Genomic DNA, 20,258 nt, shown 5'->3' with positions numbered 1-20,258 from the left:
GCAAGCCAAGGAGTCCGGTTCGTGACTGTGGATGATCCCGTACACCGCGGCGACGTGCCACCGCCCGTCGACCTGGTGGGCCACCTGCGTGAGTTCGCGCGAGCCCTGGTGCCCGCGCTGCTGGTCGCGGTGGTGGTCGGCATCGCCGTGTTCGGTGTGCGAACGGCGTTCGCGCCGAAGCAGTATGAGGCACGGCTGGTCACCGAGATCACCCCGTCGCGGGACCTGATTCCCGGTGACGCCTTCGTCGAACAGATGCGCGCACCGTTCATGGGACTGGCCGAGGACTCGAACGTCCTCGAGCAGGTGCTCGCCGAGGTGGGCACCGGCTGGGACACCGCCACCCTGAGCCGGCACGTCGAGCTGACCAAGGGCTCCGCGCCGCAGATCCTGGTCTTCACCGCCACGGCGGACTCACCGGAGCTGGCCGAGAAGATCGCCCGCACGATGGTCGTCACCATCGCGCAGGCGGCGTTTGCCAACCACGCCCGCGACCTCGGCAGCCAGGTGGACCAGGTGCAGGCCGCCATCACCGCGGAAGAAGCGCGCACCGCCACGCTGGCACCCGAGGATCCCGCCCGCGCGGAATCCGAACGCCAACTGGCGGGCCTGCGCGCGCAACTGGTCGCCCTGCAGAGTTCCGGCGGCGATCAACTGACCATCCTCGCCTCGCCGCAGGAGAACACCGAACCGGTCTCGCCGCAGCCGGTTTCCGAGGCATTGGTGGCGGCGCTGGCCACCCTCATCGTGGTGGCGGAGGGCATCGTCCTGGTACGCGGCCGGATCGGGTCACGCCCCAACCGCACGTGGGCGCGCCGCATCTCGCGCAAGTACGGCGCACACTTCGACCCGACGCCCACGCGTGCCGGTGAACTGGACCCGTTCACCTCCGCCCGCCTGGTGCAGGCGCTGCGCGACGGTCGACCGGCACTGCTGCTCGTCGGCGAGAACGCCTCCGCGCCAGCGTCGTTGACGAGACAGCCGGGCCGCTTCCGCACGCTGCACGACGCCGCGCTGTCGAGCCACTGGTGGCAGCGGGTCAACGCCGGGCACACCGGCGTCGCCGTGGTCCTGGTGTCGACCGCGGGGCGCGACCGAGCGGCCGCGCAGCGCGCCCTGCGCCAGCTCGCCGATCTGGGCGTGCCACGCAATCTGGTGCTGCAGCACGCTCCCCGGCGGGGCGGCAGGCACGCCACCGGCGACGGATCCGATCCGGTGTCCGAACCGATCCCCGTGCCCGACCGGTTGGCATCGTCGTGACCGGTGAACGCATCGCCATCGTGCAGGAGCGCTTCACCGAGGTGGCCGGGTCCGAGCAGGTCGTCGAGCAGCTGGCGCTGCAGTGGCCCGACGCCGAGGTGTTCGCGTCGATCGTGCGGCCCGAGGGCGTTCCCAAGGCCATGCCACGGCCGCCGCGCGCCACCTGGCTCGATCCGATCTACCATCGCGTGCTGCGGCAGAAGTCCTACGCGCCCTTGATGCCGTTGATGCCCAGCACCTTTCGGCACCTGCCGATACCGAGGGACGTGCAGGCGGTGATCGCCAGCCACCACGCCTTCGCGACGCAGTCGGTCTTCGCGACCGACGCCCCGGTCATCGGCTACGTGCACAGCCCCGCCCGGTGGGCCTGGGACGCGTCGCTGCGGGCAGGCGAGGGCGGAGGCGCGGTGGGTGCGGCCATCCTCGCCGCCCTGTCGACCATCGCCCGCCGTGGCGAGACCGCTGCGGCGCCCCGCCTGCACGCGGTGGTGGCCAACTCGACCACGGTGGCCGAGCGGGTCTCGCAGTGGTGGCACCGCGACGCGACCGTGGTGCACCCGCCCGTGGACACCGAACGGTTCACCCCGGACACGACGGTGGCACGCGAGGACTTCTTCCTGCTGGCCGGCCGGCTGGTGCCCTACAAGCGGCCCGATCTGGCGGTCAGCGCGGCCCGATTGGCCGACGTGCCGCTGGTCGTCGCCGGCGACGGGCGCGCCATGAAGGCCTGCCGCGAGTTGGCGGGCCCCAAGACCACGTTCCTGGGACGCGTCTCGCACGACGACCTGCTGAGCCTGCACCGGCGCGCCCGGGCTCTGGTCATGCCCGGACTGGAGGACTTCGGCATCGTGCCGGTGGAGTCGATGGCCACGGGTACGCCGGTGATCGCGCTGGGCGCCGGTGGCGCCGTCGACACCGTGCTGCCCGGCGTCACCGGACTGCACGTCGACGTCGGCTCCGACGCCCAGGTCACCGACCGGTTCGCCGAGGCCATGCGGAACTTCGACGACGGCCGGTTCGACCCGGTGGCCATCCGACGCTGGGCGGAGGGGTTCTCCCATGCGACGTTCCGGCACCGGATGCAGGGGGTCGTCGATGCCGCGGTCTGAGCATCACCCGTCGGCGCTCGACCGGGCGCTGGCCTCCAGCCGCACCGTCGCCATCGTCGGCCCGGTCGCCGATCTGGACGTCGATACCGCGCGCGCCGTCCTGGCCGCGGCGGCGGCTCATCCTCGCCCGCACCTCGCGCTCGAGCCCTCCGACGGTCGCCGGTGGCGCTACCGCAGCGGCATCGAATCCGCGGTCCTGCGTCGCGACGACCTGGCGACCGACGACCTGGGTGCGCTGCTGACCCGCGTGCGGCACGAACCGGGGTCACCGCCGCTGCGCGCCCTGCTGTGCGGCGACTACGTGGTGGTCGACTACTCGCACGGCATCGGCGACGGGCAGCTCGGCGTGGCGCTGTTGGCCGCGCTCGCCGGGACCGCGGACCCCGCACGCTCGGCCGTGCTGGCGTCCCGGCTGCCCCGGCATGCACTGTCGTCGGCGGTGACGCGGCACCTGCGTGCCCATCCGGCGGCGATCCGCGAGGTGGCGCGGCTGCGCGGCGAGCACAAGAGGGTTCCCGACGACGGGCGCCCCGTCACCTCGGTTTCCCGGTGGCGTGCACGCACTCGCAGTGTCAGCGCGTACCTGCCCGCCGCGGCGGTGACCGAACTGCGCGCCTGGGCGAAGGTGGACGCGCCGGGGGCCAGTACCGCAGCGGTGACCGTGGCACTCTGGCTGGCCGCGCTGCGCGCCCAGGGCGCCGACGTCGACGAGCACGTCCAAATCCTGATGAACTGCCGCCGCTACCTGGATCCGAGACATGCTGCCGCTCAGGGCAACTTCGCGGTGGCGATGCCGGTCGCCCTACCCGCGGGCGCCTCACCCGCGGAGTTGGCGGGCATCACGCGGCGCGTGGCCGAATCCGGCTGGCCGCTGGCGGTGTTGGTGCTCGCCGAGGCCAAGGCCGCGCTGCGCCGGGGCGGCTCGGCACCCGCTGGCGACCAGGCGGAGGCGGGACGGTACGACGCCGCCGGTCGAATCCGCCCGTCCGTCAGCGATCTCGGTCGCCTGCAGATGTTCGACCACGTCACGTGGATCGACGACGGACGCCCTCCGCAGGTGCTCGCCTATCTGGAGCCCGACGGCCCGGACGCGGTGACGCTGTTGGTCAGCGAACTCGACGGGGTGCGCACCTTCACCGTCACGTTCTGCGAGACCGTGGTGGACGGCGATCTGATCCGCGCGGCGCTGGAGCGGATGTGCCGCGATCCGATCGGCCTGCTGGGGACGACGTCGCCGTGAGCACTCCGCGGTGGGCCGCCCTGATCGTCACGCTGACGCTGGTGCTGTCGGCGTGTGCCGACTCGCGGGAACCGGCCTCGCAGGCCCCGGTCGCCGATGCCGCGGCCGGGGCACTGCTCGCCGCGCCGACCGAACTGCCGCTGCTGCCCACGTTGCAGCAGCTGTCGCAGCGGGCGGTCAAGGTCCGGTACCGGTCGACGTCGGGAGTCGACGGCACGCCCACCACGGTGTCCGGAATCGTGCTGACACCCAACGGGAGTCCGCCCGAGGGTGGCTGGCGGATCGCGTCGCTGGGCCATTCGACGTCGGGGCTGGACTCCACGTGTGCGCCGTCGTCGTATGCGGGTCTTCTGGGCAACGCGGGTGTGATCGCGACGTTCGTCACCTACGGCTACGTGGTGGCGATGACCGACTATCAGGGCCTGGGCACGCCGGAGCCGCATCCGTATCTGGAGCCGAAGACGGCTGCCTACAACGTGATCGATGCCGTGCGGGCGGCTCGGCAGGTCGTCGGCGACGCGTCGTCGGCGTGGCTGGGTTACGGGGTGTCCCAGGGCGGGCAGGCCGTGTGGGCCGCCAACGAGTTGGCGGCGGACTACGGTGGCGGGCTGGAGTTGGCGGGCACCATCAGCGTGGCGCCACCCACCGACCTGCGACCGCTGGTGGACGCGATGGAGCAGGGCACGCTGACCGGGGAGCAGCGGGTACTGCTACCGATGATCTTGCGCGGGTTGCAGGTGTCGCATCCGGAGCTGCGTCTGGACGACTATCTGCACGGCGTGATGCTCGACCGGGTGGAGGTGTTCCTGGGGTGCCTGCACGAGAACTCGGAGCTGCGCACGAAGATCGCGATGGAGGCACCGGCGGAGGACTTCCGGCCGTCGAGCGCTCAGGCGGCCGCTCGGTTGCGGGACGCCCTGGGTGCGATCGCGCTGCCGCATACGCCCGCGTCGGCGCCGCTGCTCGTGGCCTACGGTGACGCCGACCAGGTGGTGTTGCCCGCCTGGACCGCCGCCGCCGTGGAGCGGGCCTGCGCCCTGGGTGACGTCGTCGACACCGTGGTCGCGCCGGGCCAGGGTCATGGGCAGGTGAATCTGGGTGCGTTGCCTGCGGATTGGACGCGGGCCCGCTTCGCCGGGGAACCTGCACCGACCACCTGTCCCCCGCCCGCCTGAGCCGGCCCCGATCAGGGTGGCGCCGCCCGCCGAGGGTGATGTTCGGGCGCCCACGGGTCGTCGACGGGTGGTCCGGTGGGGGCGACCGCCGAACTGCCCGTGCTCGCGTCGGTTCCCGCCGCGTCAGCCGTGGTTCGATCCGATCGTCGGCCTGTCGCACGGTCGCTTTCGCCATCACGCGGTGGCGGGTGGAGCCGTTCGGGTCGGTGGTAGGTGTTCACCCGGGTCTGTCCGCGGTCCAGCAGTGGGGGCGGTAGCCATTCGACGTCGTGGCGCTCGTTCATCCGGGTGGTCCAGCCACCCCTCGTGCCGACCAGCCGATTGTCACTGCCACACGCCAGTGCGTTGTCGTTGACGTTGGTGTTCCCGCCGTGGGCGAAGTCCTTCTTGGCATGGTGCACCTGGCAGCCGTAGGCGGGCACGGTGCAGCCGGGTTTGGTGCAGCCCCCGTCACGGGTGATCAGCGCGAGGCGTTGCACGACGGTGGCGGTGCGGCGGGTCTGGAACAGGTCGAGGACCTTGCCGGTCGCGTCGTCGAACAGGGTGAGGAATCCGGTGGTGATGGATTGGGCGGCCAGCTGCAGCATCTCGCGGCGGGTGAGCACGGTGCCGCCGCCGGTGACCCCGACTCCGGCGCGGGACTCGAGGTCGGCGAGGGTGGTGCGGATCAGGATCGCCGTGGGAATCCCGTTGAGCTGCCCCAGATCCCCTTTCTCCAACGCCGTGCGGTGGAGGAACGCCAGCGCGTCGTGGCGCCGCTGGGCCAGCGTGCGGTCATCGGCGTCGATCTGCGCCTGGCTCGGTGTGCCGGAGGTGCAGGGGTGTTCGTCGGCGGGGTTGCACATCCCGGGGGCCGCGAACTTCGCCAACAGGACTTCCAGGGCGGCCCAGGCGGGGGCGGTCATGACGACCGTCATCGCGACGGTGCCGTCGGGGCCCTGCTTGCTTACGGTCATGCCGCGGCGACGAATACCGTCGTCCTCGGTCGGCGGCGGCCCGTCCTGATCGAGGAGGTAGAGCGCACGCTTGAGGTCGGCGGCCAACTGATGCGGCTCCATCGACATCGCGGCCCGCGCCCAGGCGACCTCGAATGCCTCCCGCTGCATCGGGTCGACGTGGGTGGGGATCTTGGCGACGGCGTCGCGGAGCACGGTCACGTGGTCGGCATTGATCACCCCGTGGGACACCGCGATCGCCGTGGCGGGCAGCGTGGGTGGCATCGGCTGTCCGGTCAGGGATCGACGGGGCCCGAGGTCGGCAGCGACGGCGACGCGGCGCTTGGCTTCCCTGGGGTGCAGGTTCAGCCGGGTCTGCAACGCATCGGCAAGACTCTTGGCGCCCAACTGCGATGGCGGGGTATCGGCGTCCAAGGAGGTGATCAGGCGGTGTTCGAGCGCGGGGATGCGGCAGCGGTGGGTTTCCAGGGCGGCCAGGAGTTCCACCCGTTCGGCGGCGTCGAGTGATTCGAGGTCGCAGGCGGCCAGCGCGTCGACGGCGGCACGCAACGCTGCCACCGCCTCTGCCACCGCCCCGCCCACGATCCCCGCCCGCATTCTTCGAACATACATTCGAGGCCTGACACGCCGGAACGCCCACCGAGTGCACAATCGGAGGATGACGCACTACGCCACCGTCGCGGTCGACGGACTCGACGTCTTCTACCGCGAGGCCGGCTCAGCCGACGCACCCGCCGTCCTGCTCCTGCACGGCTTTCCGTCGTCGTCGCGCATGTGGCAGCCGCTGCTGGACCGCCTCGGCGACGAGTTCCGCCTGCTCGCCCCCGACTACCCCGGGTTCGGGCACAGTTCCGCCCCGCCGGCGAGCGCCTTCGACTACACCTTCGACCATCTCGCCGACGTCGTCGCGGGCTTCACCGACGCGGTGGGCCTCGACCGCTACGCCCTGGTGGTGCAGGACTACGGCGGCCCCGTCGGGATGCGCCTGGCGACCCGCAACCCCGAACGACTGACGGGCCTGGTCGTGCAGAACGCCGTCTGCCACGAGGACGGCCTGGGTCCACTGTGGGACACGCGGCGCGCATTCTGGGCCGACCGCACGACGCACGAAGCCGCACTGCGGGAGAACTTCTTCTCCCCCGACGCCACCCGGCTGCGGCACGTCGGCACCAGCCCGCATCCCGAGTGTTACGACCCCGACCTGTGGACCGACGAACTCGCGTTCCTCGATCGTCCTGGGCAGCGGGACATCCAGACCGACCTGTTCTACGACTACCGCACCAACGTGGCGTCCTACCCCGCATGGCAACGCTGGTTGCGCGACCGCCAGCCGCCGCTGCTGGTGGTGTGGGGCCGTTACGACCCGTCGTTCCGGGTGGCCGAGGCCGAGGCGTACCGCCGCGAGGTGCCGGACGCCGAGGTGCACATCCTCGACGCCGGCCACTTCGCCCTGGACGAGGCACCCGACGACGTGGCCGCCCTCACCCGGACGTTCCTGCAGACCCTCTGAGCCCGCTCGGTCTACCTGCTGGCCGCCATCACGGAGTAGGGCTCACCGTGGCGACTCTCGCGCGCTCCGGCGACATGATCGAAGGGTCGGTCACCCGTTCCGAGAGGATCCAGCCATGAAGACCATCGCCCTTGCCGCCCCCGTGATCGCCGCGCTCGCAGGCGGTGTCATCGCACTGGCCCCGGCGGCAGCCGCCGCGCCCGCACCATCCGGTGACACCCCGATCTCGGCCGAGTCGGGCGCCCCGGTCGGGGACCAGGTCGCCGGGACCGATCCGCTGCTGCCGCTGGGCACCGATCCGCAATCCCCCGTCCGGCTCGGCTACGTCGACCGCAATCACGACGAGGGCACCACCAGCAACGGCACGGTGGACGCTCCGTTCTGACGGTCAGGCACCGTCCGGTTCGTGCAACGCCAGCTGCTCGACGGTGCGCCGATCGGTGCGGCGCGCCAGATCGGCCAGCAACCCCTGGTCGCTGAGATCCATGCGCTCCGAGTTCTTCCAATCATGGCGCGCCACCGCGTTCAACGGCGTCGTGACGTGGTGGTCGTCGACCTCGATGGCCAGTTCGCGGCGGTGGTCGAAACTGCCGGGCGACAGGTTGATCGACCCCACGATGGCACGCTCGTGGTCGGCCAGGATCATCTTGGCGTGCAGCTTGAGGTGCATGAGGCGGTGGATCTTGATGCCGACGTCTTCGAGGATGCGCAGCCCGCTGACCCCCTCGAGCAGTTTGTTCGGCTTCAGGTGGTGCGGCGCCCGCGCCATCACGTGCACCTTCACACCGCGGTGGGCGGCCCGCACCAGCCGCTCGATGATCACGGGATCCTGGTACCGCTCGTTCTGCACGAACAGCGTGTGCTGGGCGGTGTCGATGAACTCCGCGATGCGGGTCCGCCCGTTGGTAGGGCACCAGATCAGCTTCGCGCGGTGACCGGGGTCGAAATCCTCACGCGCCCAATCGGCTTCGAAGCAATCGATGACCTCGGTCACCTCGCCGTGGCTGGGCGTGACGACGGCGTAGTCGCGCGTCGCGGTGAAGTTCTCGTCGGTCCAGTTCAGGGATTCGACGAACGCATGCCGCTCGTCGACCACCATCGACTTCTCATGGGTGAGATCGAACGTCGGGCTCGACTCGCGGACCTCGATGCCGAACGCCTGCAGCATGTCTCGGGCCGCGTCGTTGTCGGTCTCGCCGTCGCGGCGCTCCGGGTTGAGCATCACCTTCACCTGAACGCCGCGCCGGTGCGCGGCGACGACGGCGTCGAGTAGCGGTCGATGGCTGAACGCGAACATCTTGATGCGCACCGAGCTGGTGGCGGCGGCGATGGCGTCGACGACCGGCTGTGCCGAATCGTCGGGGAGGATGATCAGCGATCGGCTCACGATTCCTCGTCCTCGTACTGGATGCGATGTAGCTCAGCGTATCGGCCGCCGAGCGCGAGCAGCTGGTCGTGCGGCCCCTCCTCGACCACGCGGCCCTCTTCGAGCACCACGATCTTGTCGGCATCGCGGATGCTGGACAGCCGGTGGGCGATGGTGACGACGGTGCGGTCCTGCATCAACCGCTGCAGCGCGGACATCACCAGGTGCTCGGATTCCGCGTCGAGTGCGGCGGTCGGTTCGTCGAGGATGAGGATGGGGCTGTCGCGCAGGATCGCGCGCGCGATGCCGATGCGCTGCCGCTGACCGCCCGAGAGCGTCATGCCGCGCTCCCCGACCGCGCTGTCGTACCCCGCCGTCATGTCGGAGATGAACTCGTGGGCGTTGGCGAGCTTGGCGGCCTCCACGATCTCCTCGTGGGTGGCGTCGGGCTTGCCGAAGGCGATGTTGTCGCGCACCGTGCCCTGGAACAGCACGGTGTCTTGCAGCACGTAGGCGATCTGCTGGCGCAGTTCGTGCAGCTTGTAGTCGCGCAGGTCGACGCCGTCGATGCGCACCGATCCCACGCTGGGGTCGTAGAACCGCGGGATCAGACTGACCAGACTGGACTTGCCGCTGCCGGTGTGTCCGACGATGCCGACGAGCTGCCCGGGCGCGACGTCGAAGCTGACGTCACGCAGCACGGGTTTGGCGGCGTCGTAACTGAAGGCCACCTTCTCGAACGACAGCGCACCCTTGATCCGCTGGGCGGCAACGGCGTCGGGCTTCTCCTCGATGTCGGTCGTGGCGTCCAGCAGCGCGCTCACCCGTTCGACGCCCACCGACGCCATCGCGATGGTGTTGGTGAGCTTCGCCAAGTCCTGTACCGGTTTGAAGAACGACGCGAGGTAGCTGATGAAGACCGTCAGCGTGCCTGCCGTCATCGCGCCTGCGAGGATCAGCGCCGAGCCGCGCCACAGCACGACGGCCGTGCACAGCGAGACCACCACGGCCACGGTCGGTGACACGATCGACTTGACGCGCCGGGCGTTCAGGGCGGCGTCGACCGCGGCCTGGCCCGCGGCGGCCAACTGCTGCTCCTGCAGCGCCTCCCGGTCGAACGCCTTGACCACGCGGATGGACTGCAGCCCCTCCTCGGCGACGGCCACGATGTCGGACTCACGGCGGCGCACCTCGTGGGTGGCGGCCTTGACCGCCTTGCGGATGCGGGAGACGAACAGCAGCAGCAGCGGCGCGATCGCCAGGGCGATGAGCGTGAAGTCCCACTGCAGCCACAGCATCAGCGACAGCATGCCGACGATGGTCAGCAGGTCGGTGGCGATGCCGAGCGTCGACGCCGACGCGAACTCCTGGATGGTGTCGACGTCGTCGGTCAGCGTCGACAGGATGGGTCCCACCCGGTGGGTGTCGAAGTAGTTCAGCGAGAGCTGCTGCAGATGGTGGTAGGCGCGGGTGCGCAGGTCGTTGCCGACCCGCTGACCGACGGTCTCGGTGAGGTAGTTCGCGACGTAGGTGGCGATGGCGTTGACCACGGCGATCGCGACGAGCATGAGCGCCGCGAGCAGCGCGATGTGCATGCGGCCCTCGCCGCCCAGCAGCGGTTCGAGCAGCCCGTGCAGCCACCCCGGCAGGGGGTGGTCGCCGACGACGCTGTCCAGGACCACCTTCAGCGGCCACGGAGCGGCGAGGTTCGCCGCGATCTGCAGCAGCAGCACGGCGAAGATTCCGGCCACCATCCAGCGATAGGGCCGCAGCAATTCCAGGATCAACCTCATGGATGACCGCCTCCGCCGTCGATTCGGGTGAGCTACGGTACATCGCGAAGGTTGCGGGCGCGTCGGTCGCCGCGCCCGCGGCTCACTGCGAGATCGTGGCCTTCAACCAGTCGTGGAACGCCCCGATGTGGTGCTCGCTGGGCACCAGCACGCCGCCGTCGCGGTAGGTGCGCGAATCCATCGCCGGCTGGCAGCGTTCGCAGGCCTCGAAGTCCTGTTGGTTGACGCGGTGGAACAGCTCGACGGAGCGGCTGACGTCGCGCCCTTCCTCGACGACGTGCGGCAGGTAGAGCCAGTCGCATTCGACGACGGTGTGATCGGCGGCCATGGGGAACATCCGATGCACGATGACGTGGTCGGGTACCAGGTTGACGAACACCTGCGGGCGCACCGTGATGGCGTAGTAGCGCCGGTCCTGATCCTGCGTCACCCCGGGGATGACGTCGAGCCCTGCCGAGCCGTCGATCGTGAAACCTTGGACATCGGAGCCGAATTCGGCGCCGTGACCCACGTAGTACTGGGCGGCGTAGCCGTCGGCGAACTCGGGCAGCACCTCGGTGAGCTCGGGGTGGATCGTGGCGCAGTGGTAGCACTCCATGAAGTTCTCGATGATGAGCTTCCAGTTGGCCTTGACGTCGTAGGTGATGCGGCGGCCCAGCCTCAGGTCGGCGATCGCGTAGTGGTCGATGGACTCGACGTCACCGAGGCGGTCCACCACCTCCTGCATCACGGTGTCCTCGAACACCGGTGGCTCGTCGGCCAGACACACCCAGACGTAGCCCAGCCACTCGCGAACGGCGATGGGTCGCAACCCGTACTCGGTGCGGTCGACGTCGGGCATCTTGGTGAGGTTGGGCGCGGCGATCAGCTTGCCGTCGAGGTCGTAGGTCCAGGCGTGGTACGGGCATTGGAAGGCGCGCTTGACCTCGCCGGAGGTCTCGGTGCACAGCCGCGCGCCGCGGTGGCGGCACACGTTGTAGAACGCGCGCACGTCACCCTTGCGCGACCGGGTGACCAGCACGCTCTCCCGGCCCACCGGAACCGTCTTGAACGCGCCCGGCTTGTCGAGATCAGCCGCGTGCACCACGCAGAACCACATGGCCTCGAACACCTTCTCCTGTTCGAGCGCGAACACCGTGGGGTCGGTGTAGTAGTGACCACCCAAGGTGGGGATCAGACTCTCGGGCAGCGCGGGGGCGGGCGGCACGGCAGCGGTCACGAAAGAGGTCCTCTCGGGAAATCGGGGGCGGGAGTGTGGCGGGAACGGATGGGTCACACGGGGGCTGGGGCACCGACGATCTGGCGGCGCATCCTGGCGAAGAGGCGTGGCTGATTCACACCGAGGACCGCGACCAGCCGCCCGTCGCGGTGGTAGGTCGCCAGGAAGCAGTAGTCCTCGCAGCTGCCCTCGACGATCGTCACGTCGTCGTTGGGGCGGGCGACGCCCGCGAACTGGATGCGCGCGCCGTACTGGTCGGACCAGAAGTAGGGCGCCTTGGCCGGCTGGCCCAGGTGCAGTCCGCCGGCCAACAGCGTCGCCACGGCGGTGGCGGGGCGCTCCAGCGCACCGGTCCAGTGTTCGACACGGTGCGGGGCGCCGACGGCGTCGTCGTGCCACGCGGCGCAGTCGCCGACGGCCACGACGTTGGGGATCGTGGTCTGCCCGCCTGCGCCGCACAGCACGCCGTTGCCGAGTTCCAGACCGCTGCCGCGCAACCATTCGACGTTGGGGATGCCGCCGATGCCGACGACCACGACGTCGGCGGGCACGTGCCTGCCGTCGACCAGATCGACGCCGGTGACGTGACCCATGCCGGATCCGTTGCGCAGCACTCGGTTTCGCCCAGTGAGACCGGCGACGCCGACGCCGCACAGCAGCTGGGTGCCGTTGACGGCGTGCGCGCCGCCGAGCACCGCGCCGAGGCGATCGCCGAGTTGGATCGACAGCGGCGCGGGCGCGGCCTCGATGACGGTGACCTCCAGGCCCAGCGTGCGTGCGGTCGAGGCCACCTCGGCGCCGATGAAGCCCGCCCCGATGACGACCAGCCGGGCGCCGGGCACGAGGTCGGCCCGCAGCGCGAGGGCATCGTCGATGGTGCGCACGACGTGCACGCCCGCCAGTTGCGCGCCCGGCCAGCGCCGGGCACGCGAGCCGGTGGCCACCACCACGCCGTCGACGTCGAGCCAGGTCCCGTCGGCCAGTTCGACGGTGCCCGCGGACGGGCGCAGCGCCGCGGCCGCGGTGCCGAGGACCCAGGTGGCGTCGAGGTCGTCGTCGTCGGCCTCGAGCGCCAGGTCGGCCTCGGTCACGCCGCCGGCGAGGAACTGTTTGGACAGCGGGGGCCGGTCGTAGGGTCTGCGGGATTCGTCGCCGACGACCGTCAGCGCACCGTCGTACCCCTGGGCGCGCAGGGCGCGCGCGGCGGACAGGCCGGCCAGCGAGGCCCCGATGACGGCGACGTGCTTCATCGGCCGGCCCCCTCACCGAGGCGCGAGCGGACGTCGGGCGGGAGGTTGGGCGGGGCCGTGCTCAGTTCGACGCGGATCATGCCGTCGGCGGAGACCTCGACCGCGTGCGTGCGCACCGGCAGCTTGGCCGGCGGGGCGTCGACGGCGCCGGTGCGCAGGTTGAACCGGGAGGCGTGCAGCGGGCATTCCACCTCGCACCCTTCGAGCCAACCGTCGGCCAGCGAGGCGTCCTGATGCGAGCAGGTGTCGTCGATCGCGAACACCTCGCCGTCCTCGGTGTGGAACACGGCGATCGGCGGCTCGGTGGCGACGCGCAGCGCCTCACCGGGGGCCAGTGCGGCAAGGGGACAGATCTCGAGCACGAGGGCTCCTCTCGGCGAGGGCGCGGGGATGGTGTGAATTGTTGACTGCGTGTGTAATGCGCATTACGCAACAAACTTCGTAATACGCAACAGTGTGGGCTCTGCCACAGGGAGTGTCAAGTGGACGGAGCAGACTCACAGACAACTCGGCGCGCACGGCCGTGAACAGCACGAACTGGGCGGTTCCGGCCGTCGGAACCGCCCAGCGCGCCGTCGTCGGCGGGCCGCAGGAGGGCCGGTCAGGTCCGCCGGGGCGGTGCGGGCTCGAGCATCGACGGGTCGCGTTTGACGTCGAGGTACAACGCCACGCACATGCCGATCATCACCACCACGAACGGTGCGGCGACGATGATCGTCATGGTCTGCAGCCCGTTGAGGGCGTCGTTGCCTCCGGCCCACAGCATCAGCACGGCGACCGCACCGGTACTGAGCCCCCAGAACGTCACCGCCCAGCGCGAGGGGTGCAGCGTGCCGCGTTGGGACAGCGTGCCCATCACGAGCGACGCCGCGTCGGCTCCGGAGACGAAGAAGATCGCGACGAGCGCCATGACCAACAGTGACGACAGCGCCGCCAACGGCAGGTGGTCGAGCATCCCGAACAGCGTCGACTCGGGTTCGCCGTCGCCGTACAGGTCGATGCCGTCACGCTGCTGGCCGATGCCCGAACCGCCGAAGATCACGAACCACAGCAGGCTCACCGTGGTGGGGATCAGGATGACGCCGATTACGAACTGCCGGATGGTGCGCCCACGGCTGATGCGGGCCAGGAACATGCCCACGAACGGGGTCCACGAGATCCACCACGCCCAGTAGAAGATGGTCCACGACGACAGCCACGTCTCGGTGTCGGGACCGGCCGCCGCCGACCGGGCCGACATGGACGCCAGGTTGGCGGCGTAGTCGCCGAGCGCGGTCGGAATCAGGTTGAGGATCAACACCGTCGGGCCGGCGACGAAGACGAACACCGCCAGGATGAGGGCAAGCACCATGTTGATGTTGGACAGCCACTGCACGCCCCGTGAGATGCCGGACACCGCCGAGGCGACGAACGCCAACGTCAGCAGCGCGACGACCATCACCAGCAGCAGCGTGCCCGCGGTGTCCACCCAGCCGAGCACCTCGATGCCCGAACCGATCTGCAGCGCGCCCAGGCCCAGCGATGCCGCGGTGCCGAACATCGTCGCGAAGATGGCCAGGATGTCGATCACCTTGCCGACGGGCCCTTCGACGCGCTTGCGCCCGAACAGCGAGGTGAACGCGGAGCTGATGAGTTGCTTGCGGCCCATCCGATAGGTGCCGTAGGCGATCGACAGGCCCACGACGGCGTACATCGACCACGGATGAAAACCCCAGTGGAACAACGCCGTCGCCAACGCGGTGCCCGCCGCGGAGTCCGCGAGGCCCGGTGGCGGCTTGACGAAGTGCGTCAGCGGCTCGGTGACCCCCCAGAAGATGAGGCCGATGCCCATGCCGGCGCTGAACATCATCGCGACCCAGCTGACGGTGTGGAACTCGGGCTTCTCGCCGTCGGCGCCGAGCGGGATGCGCCCGTAGCGGCTGATCGCCAACCACAGGGCGAACAGCACGAACCCGGTGGCCGAGAAGATGAACAGCCATCCGAGGTTCCCGACGACCCAGTTCAGGATCGCCGACATGGTGCCGGCGAAACCGGTGGGGCGTAGGAGGCCCCAGGCCAGGATGGCGACGACGCACGCGGCGGTGACGCCGAACACCACGGGGTCGGTGACGGCCCGGCGCGCGTGCGGGGACTCCGGCGCATCCGGGGTCACGGTGCCGATGGGTGCGGTCCCCGGGGGTGCGGTCCCGGTGGGTGCGGGATTCTCCTGCTGTGCCGTCACTCGCGACTCCTGCCAGGCGGGGCTGTTCAGCCATTGAGGCGGCCCGACGTGATCTACGTCTCATCCGGGCGCGGCTGATATATTAAGCCCATATCTGTTGTCGCGCGAGGGCTGACGCGAAATCGGCGGCCCGGGCTCAGCCCAGGTGGCCCATCCGCTTGCCGATCTCGTCGGCGGCAGCTACCACCATCGGCGTGATGTCACGAGCGCGCTCGGCGGTGAGCCGGTACACCGGGCCCGACACGCTGAGCGCGGCGATCACCTCGCCCGCATGGTCGCGGATGGGAGCCGCGACCGCCGTCAGACCCTCTTCGTACTCCTCGATGGACACCGCGAACCCGTCGTGGGCCACCAGCCGCAGCTGTTGCAGCAATTCCTCGGCATCGGTGATCGTGTGCGTGGTGAAGCGTTCCAGGCCGGCGGACCGGACCAGGTCCTGCCGCGCCCGCGGCGCCATGTGGGCCAGCAGCACCTTGCCGCTCGACGTGGCGTGCAGCGGCGTCATCTCGCCCACCCAGTTGTGCGTGCCGACGGCGGTGGGGCCCCGCACCTGTTCGACGTTCACCGCGAAGTGCGATCGCAGCACCGCGACGTTGACCGTCTCGCCGACGTCGGCGGCCAACTTCTCGCACACCTCGCGGCCCTGTTGCGCGACGTCGAGTTGCCCGGGCACGGCGTGCGCCAGACGCAGGATGCCGAACCCGAGGCGGTACTTGCCGCGATCGTGGGTCTGTTCCACCAGCTCGCGCTCTTCCAGCGCGCCCAGCAACCGGAAGGCCGTCGACTTGTGCACGCCGATCTCGGTGGCGATCTCGCTGACCCCCACCTCGCCGTCGCGGGCGAGGATCTCCAGCACCGACACGGCGCGGTCGACCGACTGGACACCGCCGCTGGAGGGTTCCGAACGCGCGCGGGTCATGGCGCCACAGTATCGGCAAACGGATACGCCCAAGTCGTTACGTCATGCGCAACTCGGTGCGCCACTCGCAACAGTGGCATTGACCTCCGTCGACACCGACGCCTACTGTTGGTATATCAGTTGTCGATCTTTTGCGCCAGACCTGTCGCGCACCCCGAGGAGAAGAACCACATGGGCTCACCGCGTGTCGTGATCATCGGAGCCGGCATCGTCGGCACCAACCTCGCCGACGAACTCACGGCACGCGGCTGGAGCGACGTCACCGTCGTCGACCAGGGGCCCCTTCCCCTGACCGGCGGGTCGACGTCGCACGCCCCGGGCCTGGTCTTCCAGACCAACGCCTCGAAGACCATGACGGCGTTCGCCCGCTACACCGTGGACAAGTTCGCCGGACTCGACGTCGACGGCGCGTGGTGCTTCAACCCGGTGGGCGGCCTCGAGGTCGCGACCACCGAGGCCCGCCTGGCCGAACTGCACCGCAGGCAGGGCTTCGCCACCTCGTGGGGCGTCGAGGGTCGCGTCGTCGACCCCGAGGAATGCGCGAAGCTGCACCCCCTGCTGGATCCCAAGCGCATCCTCGGCGGCTTCTACGTACAGACCGACGGCTTGGCCAAGGCGTCGCGCGTCGTGGTCGCGCTGGCGCGCCGGGCGGGCGGCCGCGGCGCGGTGTTCCTCGGCGACACCCGGGTGGTCGGCATCGAGCAGGCGGGCGGACGGGTCACCGGCGTCACCACCGACACCGGCACCATCCCCGCCGACGTCGTGGTGTCCTGCGGCGGCTTCTGGGGGCCGGCACTGGGAGAACTCGTGGGCATGGACGTGCCGCTGCTGCCGCTGGCCCACCAGTACGCCAAAACCGAGCCGCTGCCCGAACTGGCGGGCCGCAACACCGAACTCGCCGAGGCCGGGCTGCCGATCCTGCGACACCAGGACCGCGACCTCTACTTCCGCGAGCACGTCGACCGGCTGGGCATCGGGTCATACGCCCACCGCCCCATGCCCGTGGACCTGGCACGGCTGCCCGGCGGCGAGATCACGGCCGACGCCATGCCCTCGATGCTGGCCTTCACCGACGCCGACTTCGCCCCCGCGTGGCAGGACTGCCGCGAGCTGCTGCCCTGCCTCGAAACCGCGCGCATCGCAGAGGGTTTCAACGGCATCTTCTCCTTCACCCCCGACGGCGGCCCGCTGATCGGCGAGTCTTCCGACGTCGCGGGATTCTGGATCGCCGAGGCCGTGTGGGTGACCCATTCCGCGGGCGTCGCCCGCGCCGTCGCCCAGGTGCTCACCGAGGGGCACTCCGAACTCGACCTACGCGGCTGCGACGTGCATCGCTTCGAGGACGTCCAACTCGACCCCGACTACGTCAGCGAGACCTCGCAGCAGAACTTCGTCGAGATCTACGACATCCTGCACCCGCTGCAGCCGCGGGAGTCGCCGCGCAACCTGCGGATCAGCCCGTTCCACGCCAGGCAGCGCGAACTCGGCGCAGTGTTCCTGGAGGCCGCCGGCTGGGAACGGCCGCACTGGTACGAGGCCAATGCCGCACTGCTGGCGGATCTTCCGCCCGAATGGCAGCCACCGGCCAGGGACGCGTGGGCCGCGATGTTCCACTCCCCCATCGCGGCGGCCGAGGCGTGGCGCACCCGCACCGCCGTCGCGATGTACGACATGACGCCGCTGAAACGCCTCGAGGTCTCCGGGCCGGGCGCCCTCGACCTGCTCAACGGGCTGGTGACCGGCAACCTCGACAAGTCCGTCGGGTCGGTCACCTACACGCTGATGCTCGACGAGAGCGGCGGCATCCGCAGCGATCTCACCATCGCGCGGCTGGCGCCGCAGCTGTTCCAGGTGGGCGCCAACGGCAACCTCGACCTGGACTACCTGCGGCGGTTGCTTCCCCCCGACGGCAGCGTCACCGTCCGCGACGTCACCGGCGGGACGTGCTGCATCGGCCTGTGGGGACCGCGGGCCCGCGACCTGGTGAGCGCGCTGAGCCGCGACGACTTCGGAAATGACGCGCTGAAGTACTTCCGCGCCAAGGCCGTTCGCATCGCCGGCGTACCCGTCACCGCCATGCGGCTGTCCTACGTCGGCGAGCTGGGCTGGGAGCTGTACGCCTCGGCCGACAACGGCCTGCGCCTGTGGGACGCACTCTGGGAGGAGGGTCAGCGCCACGGCGTGGTCGCCGCAGGCCGGGCCGCGTTCAACAGCCTGCGCATCGAAAAGGGCTACCGGTCGTGGGGTACCGACATGACCACCGAACACGATCCGTTCGAGGCGGGCCTGGGATTCGCCGTGCGCGCACAGAAGCAGGGCTACGTGGGACACGCTGCGCTGCAGGGCAAGTCCGACGACACGGTCTCGCGGCGCCTGGCGTGCGTCACCATCGACGACGGCACCACGGTGCTGCAGGGATCCGAACCGGTCTTCGTCGACGGCGAACCGGCCGGCTACGTCACCAGCGCCGCGTTCGGGCACACGGTGGGCCGCCCCATCGCCTACGCGTGGCTGCCTGCCACCGCGGGTGTCGGCACGGCCGTCGAGATCGGGTACTTCGATCGCCGCGTCTCCGCCACGGTGGCAGCCGAGCCCCTCGTCGACCCGGAGATGACAAAGATCCGCGCCTAGATCGGGGCCCTGAACCGGGCTCGTCACCGGCGCGACACGCGGCCTCGAACGCGGCCCTAAACGCGGCCCTAAACGCGGCCCTAAACGATGGCCCGCACCGACTCCTCGAACCCGATGACGTGCGCCCTGGCGATCTCGGCTGCCCCGTCGCCGTCGCCGGCGGCGATGGCGCGCAGCAGGCTGCCGTGCTCGGCGACGTGGTTCGCCACCGACGGCAGCCGGTCGAGGAACAGGCAGAAAATGCGGGTGGCGAGGTTGTCGTAGCGCACCAGCACGTCTTCCAGGTGCGGGTTGCCCGCCGCCCGGTAGATCGCGCGATGCACCGACAGATCCCACCGCATGAGTTCGCCCCGCGTGATGTCCGCGACGTCCAGCGCGTCGATCTTGTCGGCCAGTTGCTCGAGGTGCATCCGCAACGTCGGCCCCGCCGTCTCGGCGGCGGTGCGCGCCGCGACCGGCTCCAGGTTCACCCGGATCTGCGAGATGTGTCGCAGGTCGGCGACGTCGACCCCGGTGGCGAAGGTGCCCCGGCGCGGGAAGGACACCACCAGCCGGTCGGCCTCGAGCCGCTTGAGCGCCTCCCGCACCGGCGTGCGGCCGAACTGCAGCTCGGCGGCGAGGTCGCTCTCGACGATGGCCTCGTTGGGCCGGATGTCGAGCATGATGAGCTTGTCCCGGATCGCCAGATACGCGCGGTCCGCGAACGACATCCCCTCGGACTCGGCGTCGAACTCCTCGATACCCACCACGGTCACGGTCAACGGTCCCTTCGACGCGTTGCGGCCGCGGCGCAGCACCGGGCCAGACGCAGCGATGATATATCAGTGCGCCGCGTCCGGGTCACGGTCGTCAGAGGACGGCGCGGACGGCTCTCTCGAATCCCGCCACGTGCGCCAGCGTGAGTTCGGCGGCCAGGTCCTCGGCACCGTCGACGATGGCCTCGATCAGCGCCGCGTGTTCGCGGACGTGGCCCGCGACGGTGGGCAAGCGATCGAGGAACGAACACCAGATGCGCGTGGCGTGCCCGTCGAGGTTGACCAGGATCTGCTCCAGATGGGGATTGCCCGATGCCCGGTAGATCTCGCGGTGCACGTGGACGTCCTTGCGTAGCACCTCCCGCGGGTCGTCGCCGTCGGCGATGTCGGCGATGGCCTCACCGAGGGCGGCCAGCCTGCCACGCGCCTCCGCGGTGGCCGATCGTGCGGCACGCGCCGCCGCCATGGGCTCCAGCCGGCTGCGGATCTCGGAGATGTCGGCGAGATCGGTCAGGTCGATGGAGGTGGCGAAGGTGCCGCGGCGCGGATACGCCACCACCAACCGGTCGCGTTCGAGCCGCTTGAGGGCCTCCCGCACGGCCGTGCGTCCCGTGCCGAGATCGGCGGCCAGGCGGTCGTCGTTGAGCGGCTCTCCCGGCTTGATCTCGAGCATGACCAGCCGCTCGCGCACGGCCTCGTAGGCCCGGTCGGCACTGGTCTCGCCCTCGGCGTCCGCGCCGAATACCAGGTCAACCAGGGTCACGGCGACCTCCCATCGGTGCGCCGGCACGGCGCGTAGCTAATCGACGTCTGATATATTAACACCTCGGTACTGGAATGCCAGCCCCGTCCAC

At 70.2% G+C, this 20,258-nt stretch carries 17 protein-coding genes; 7 read left to right on the top strand and 10 right to left on the bottom strand.

Annotated features, from left to right (window positions below; genetic code table 11):
- Positions 1–21: 21 nt before the first annotated feature.
- Genes AC30CM_RS04380 through AC30CM_RS04365 form a run of 4 tightly spaced genes read left to right on the top strand, consistent with a single transcriptional unit; the run spans position 22 to position 4,784 of the window.
- Complete coding sequence (locus AC30CM_RS04380) at positions 22–1,260, top strand: YveK family protein (protein WP_490115596.1); 1,239 nt, start codon at positions 22–24, stop codon at positions 1,258–1,260.
- Positions 1,257–2,369 carry a glycosyltransferase gene (locus tag AC30CM_RS04375; RefSeq protein ID WP_490115595.1) on the top strand — a complete coding sequence of 371 codons (1,113 nt, stop codon included), beginning with the start codon at positions 1,257–1,259 and terminating at the stop codon, positions 2,367–2,369. The genes AC30CM_RS04380 and AC30CM_RS04375 overlap by 4 nt, the downstream gene beginning before the upstream one ends.
- Positions 2,356–3,609: a hypothetical protein gene (locus AC30CM_RS04370; protein ID WP_490115594.1), complete on the top strand. Its 1,254-nt coding sequence runs from the start codon at positions 2,356–2,358 to the stop codon at positions 3,607–3,609. The genes AC30CM_RS04375 and AC30CM_RS04370 overlap by 14 nt, the downstream gene beginning before the upstream one ends.
- Positions 3,606–4,784: an alpha/beta hydrolase gene (locus AC30CM_RS04365; RefSeq protein ID WP_490115593.1), complete on the top strand. Its 1,179-nt coding sequence runs from the start codon at positions 3,606–3,608 to the stop codon at positions 4,782–4,784. The genes AC30CM_RS04370 and AC30CM_RS04365 overlap by 4 nt, the downstream gene beginning before the upstream one ends.
- 11 nt (positions 4,785–4,795) lie before the next feature.
- Here AC30CM_RS04365 and AC30CM_RS04360 read toward each other — a convergent pair whose 3' ends face one another.
- A complete protein-coding gene (locus AC30CM_RS04360; RefSeq protein WP_490115592.1) occupies positions 4,796–6,352 on the bottom strand; it encodes an HNH endonuclease signature motif containing protein in 1,557 nt (518 codons plus the stop codon).
- A gap of 46 nt (positions 6,353–6,398) precedes the next feature.
- Here AC30CM_RS04360 and AC30CM_RS04355 point away from each other — a divergent pair, with 46 nt between their 5' ends.
- Both AC30CM_RS04355 and AC30CM_RS04350 read left to right on the top strand, forming a co-directional pair.
- Positions 6,399–7,250, top strand: coding sequence for an alpha/beta fold hydrolase (locus AC30CM_RS04355; protein WP_490115591.1), 852 nt, complete (start codon positions 6,399–6,401; stop codon positions 7,248–7,250).
- A 115-nt stretch (positions 7,251–7,365) separates the two neighbouring features.
- Complete coding sequence (locus tag AC30CM_RS04350; RefSeq protein ID WP_490115590.1) at positions 7,366–7,635, top strand: hypothetical protein; 270 nt, start codon at positions 7,366–7,368, stop codon at positions 7,633–7,635.
- 3 nt (positions 7,636–7,638) lie between these two features.
- On the opposite strand, the gene AC30CM_RS04345 is transcribed toward AC30CM_RS04350, so the two are convergent.
- The 7 genes from AC30CM_RS04345 to AC30CM_RS04315 form a co-directional block, all read right to left on the bottom strand.
- A complete protein-coding gene (locus AC30CM_RS04345; RefSeq protein WP_490115589.1) occupies positions 7,639–8,637 on the bottom strand; it encodes a phospholipase D-like domain-containing protein in 999 nt (332 codons plus the stop codon).
- The gene (locus AC30CM_RS04340) at positions 8,634–10,409 is read right to left on the bottom strand and encodes an ABC transporter ATP-binding protein (RefSeq protein WP_490115588.1); all 1,776 of its coding nucleotides are present in this window, start codon (positions 10,407–10,409) and stop codon (positions 8,634–8,636) included. Before AC30CM_RS04340 ends, AC30CM_RS04345 begins: the two co-directional genes overlap by 4 nt.
- 82 nt (positions 10,410–10,491) lie before the next feature.
- On the bottom strand, positions 10,492–11,628 hold the full coding sequence (locus AC30CM_RS04335; RefSeq protein ID WP_490115587.1) for an aromatic ring-hydroxylating oxygenase subunit alpha: 1,137 nt from the start codon (positions 11,626–11,628) through the stop codon (positions 10,492–10,494).
- A 53-nt stretch (positions 11,629–11,681) separates the two neighbouring features.
- Positions 11,682–12,878: an NAD(P)/FAD-dependent oxidoreductase gene (locus tag AC30CM_RS04330; RefSeq protein WP_490115586.1), complete on the bottom strand. Its 1,197-nt coding sequence runs from the start codon at positions 12,876–12,878 to the stop codon at positions 11,682–11,684.
- On the bottom strand, positions 12,875–13,240 hold the full coding sequence (locus AC30CM_RS04325; protein WP_490115585.1) for a bifunctional 3-phenylpropionate/cinnamic acid dioxygenase ferredoxin subunit: 366 nt from the start codon (positions 13,238–13,240) through the stop codon (positions 12,875–12,877). The genes AC30CM_RS04330 and AC30CM_RS04325 overlap by 4 nt, the downstream gene beginning before the upstream one ends.
- Positions 13,241–13,479: 239 nt before the next feature.
- Positions 13,480–15,030, bottom strand: a complete 1,551-nt coding sequence (locus AC30CM_RS04320; protein WP_490115627.1) for a BCCT family transporter — start codon at positions 15,028–15,030, stop codon at positions 13,480–13,482.
- Positions 15,031–15,235: 205 nt separating this feature from the next.
- Complete coding sequence (locus AC30CM_RS04315) at positions 15,236–16,018, bottom strand: IclR family transcriptional regulator (RefSeq protein ID WP_490115584.1); 783 nt, start codon at positions 16,016–16,018, stop codon at positions 15,236–15,238.
- A 171-nt stretch (positions 16,019–16,189) separates the two neighbouring features.
- Here AC30CM_RS04315 and AC30CM_RS04310 point away from each other — a divergent pair, with 171 nt between their 5' ends.
- Positions 16,190–18,649, top strand: coding sequence for a GcvT family protein (locus tag AC30CM_RS04310; protein WP_490115583.1), 2,460 nt, complete (start codon positions 16,190–16,192; stop codon positions 18,647–18,649).
- An 80-nt stretch (positions 18,650–18,729) separates the two neighbouring features.
- Here the strand turns inward: AC30CM_RS04310 and AC30CM_RS04305 are convergent, their stop codons facing one another.
- Together AC30CM_RS04305 and AC30CM_RS04300 are read right to left on the bottom strand one after the other, a co-directional pair.
- Positions 18,730–19,359: a GntR family transcriptional regulator gene (locus tag AC30CM_RS04305; protein WP_490115626.1), complete on the bottom strand. Its 630-nt coding sequence runs from the start codon at positions 19,357–19,359 to the stop codon at positions 18,730–18,732.
- A 139-nt stretch (positions 19,360–19,498) separates the two neighbouring features.
- Complete coding sequence (locus tag AC30CM_RS04300) at positions 19,499–20,167, bottom strand: GntR family transcriptional regulator (protein ID WP_490115582.1); 669 nt, start codon at positions 20,165–20,167, stop codon at positions 19,499–19,501.
- Positions 20,168–20,258 lie beyond the last annotated feature (91 nt).

The organism is Mycobacterium sp. DHQP2018-32-09 (genome assembly GCF_058148405.1).
The sequence above is the reverse complement of the archived record's forward strand: the minus strand, read 5'-3'. Positions and strand labels throughout refer to the sequence as shown.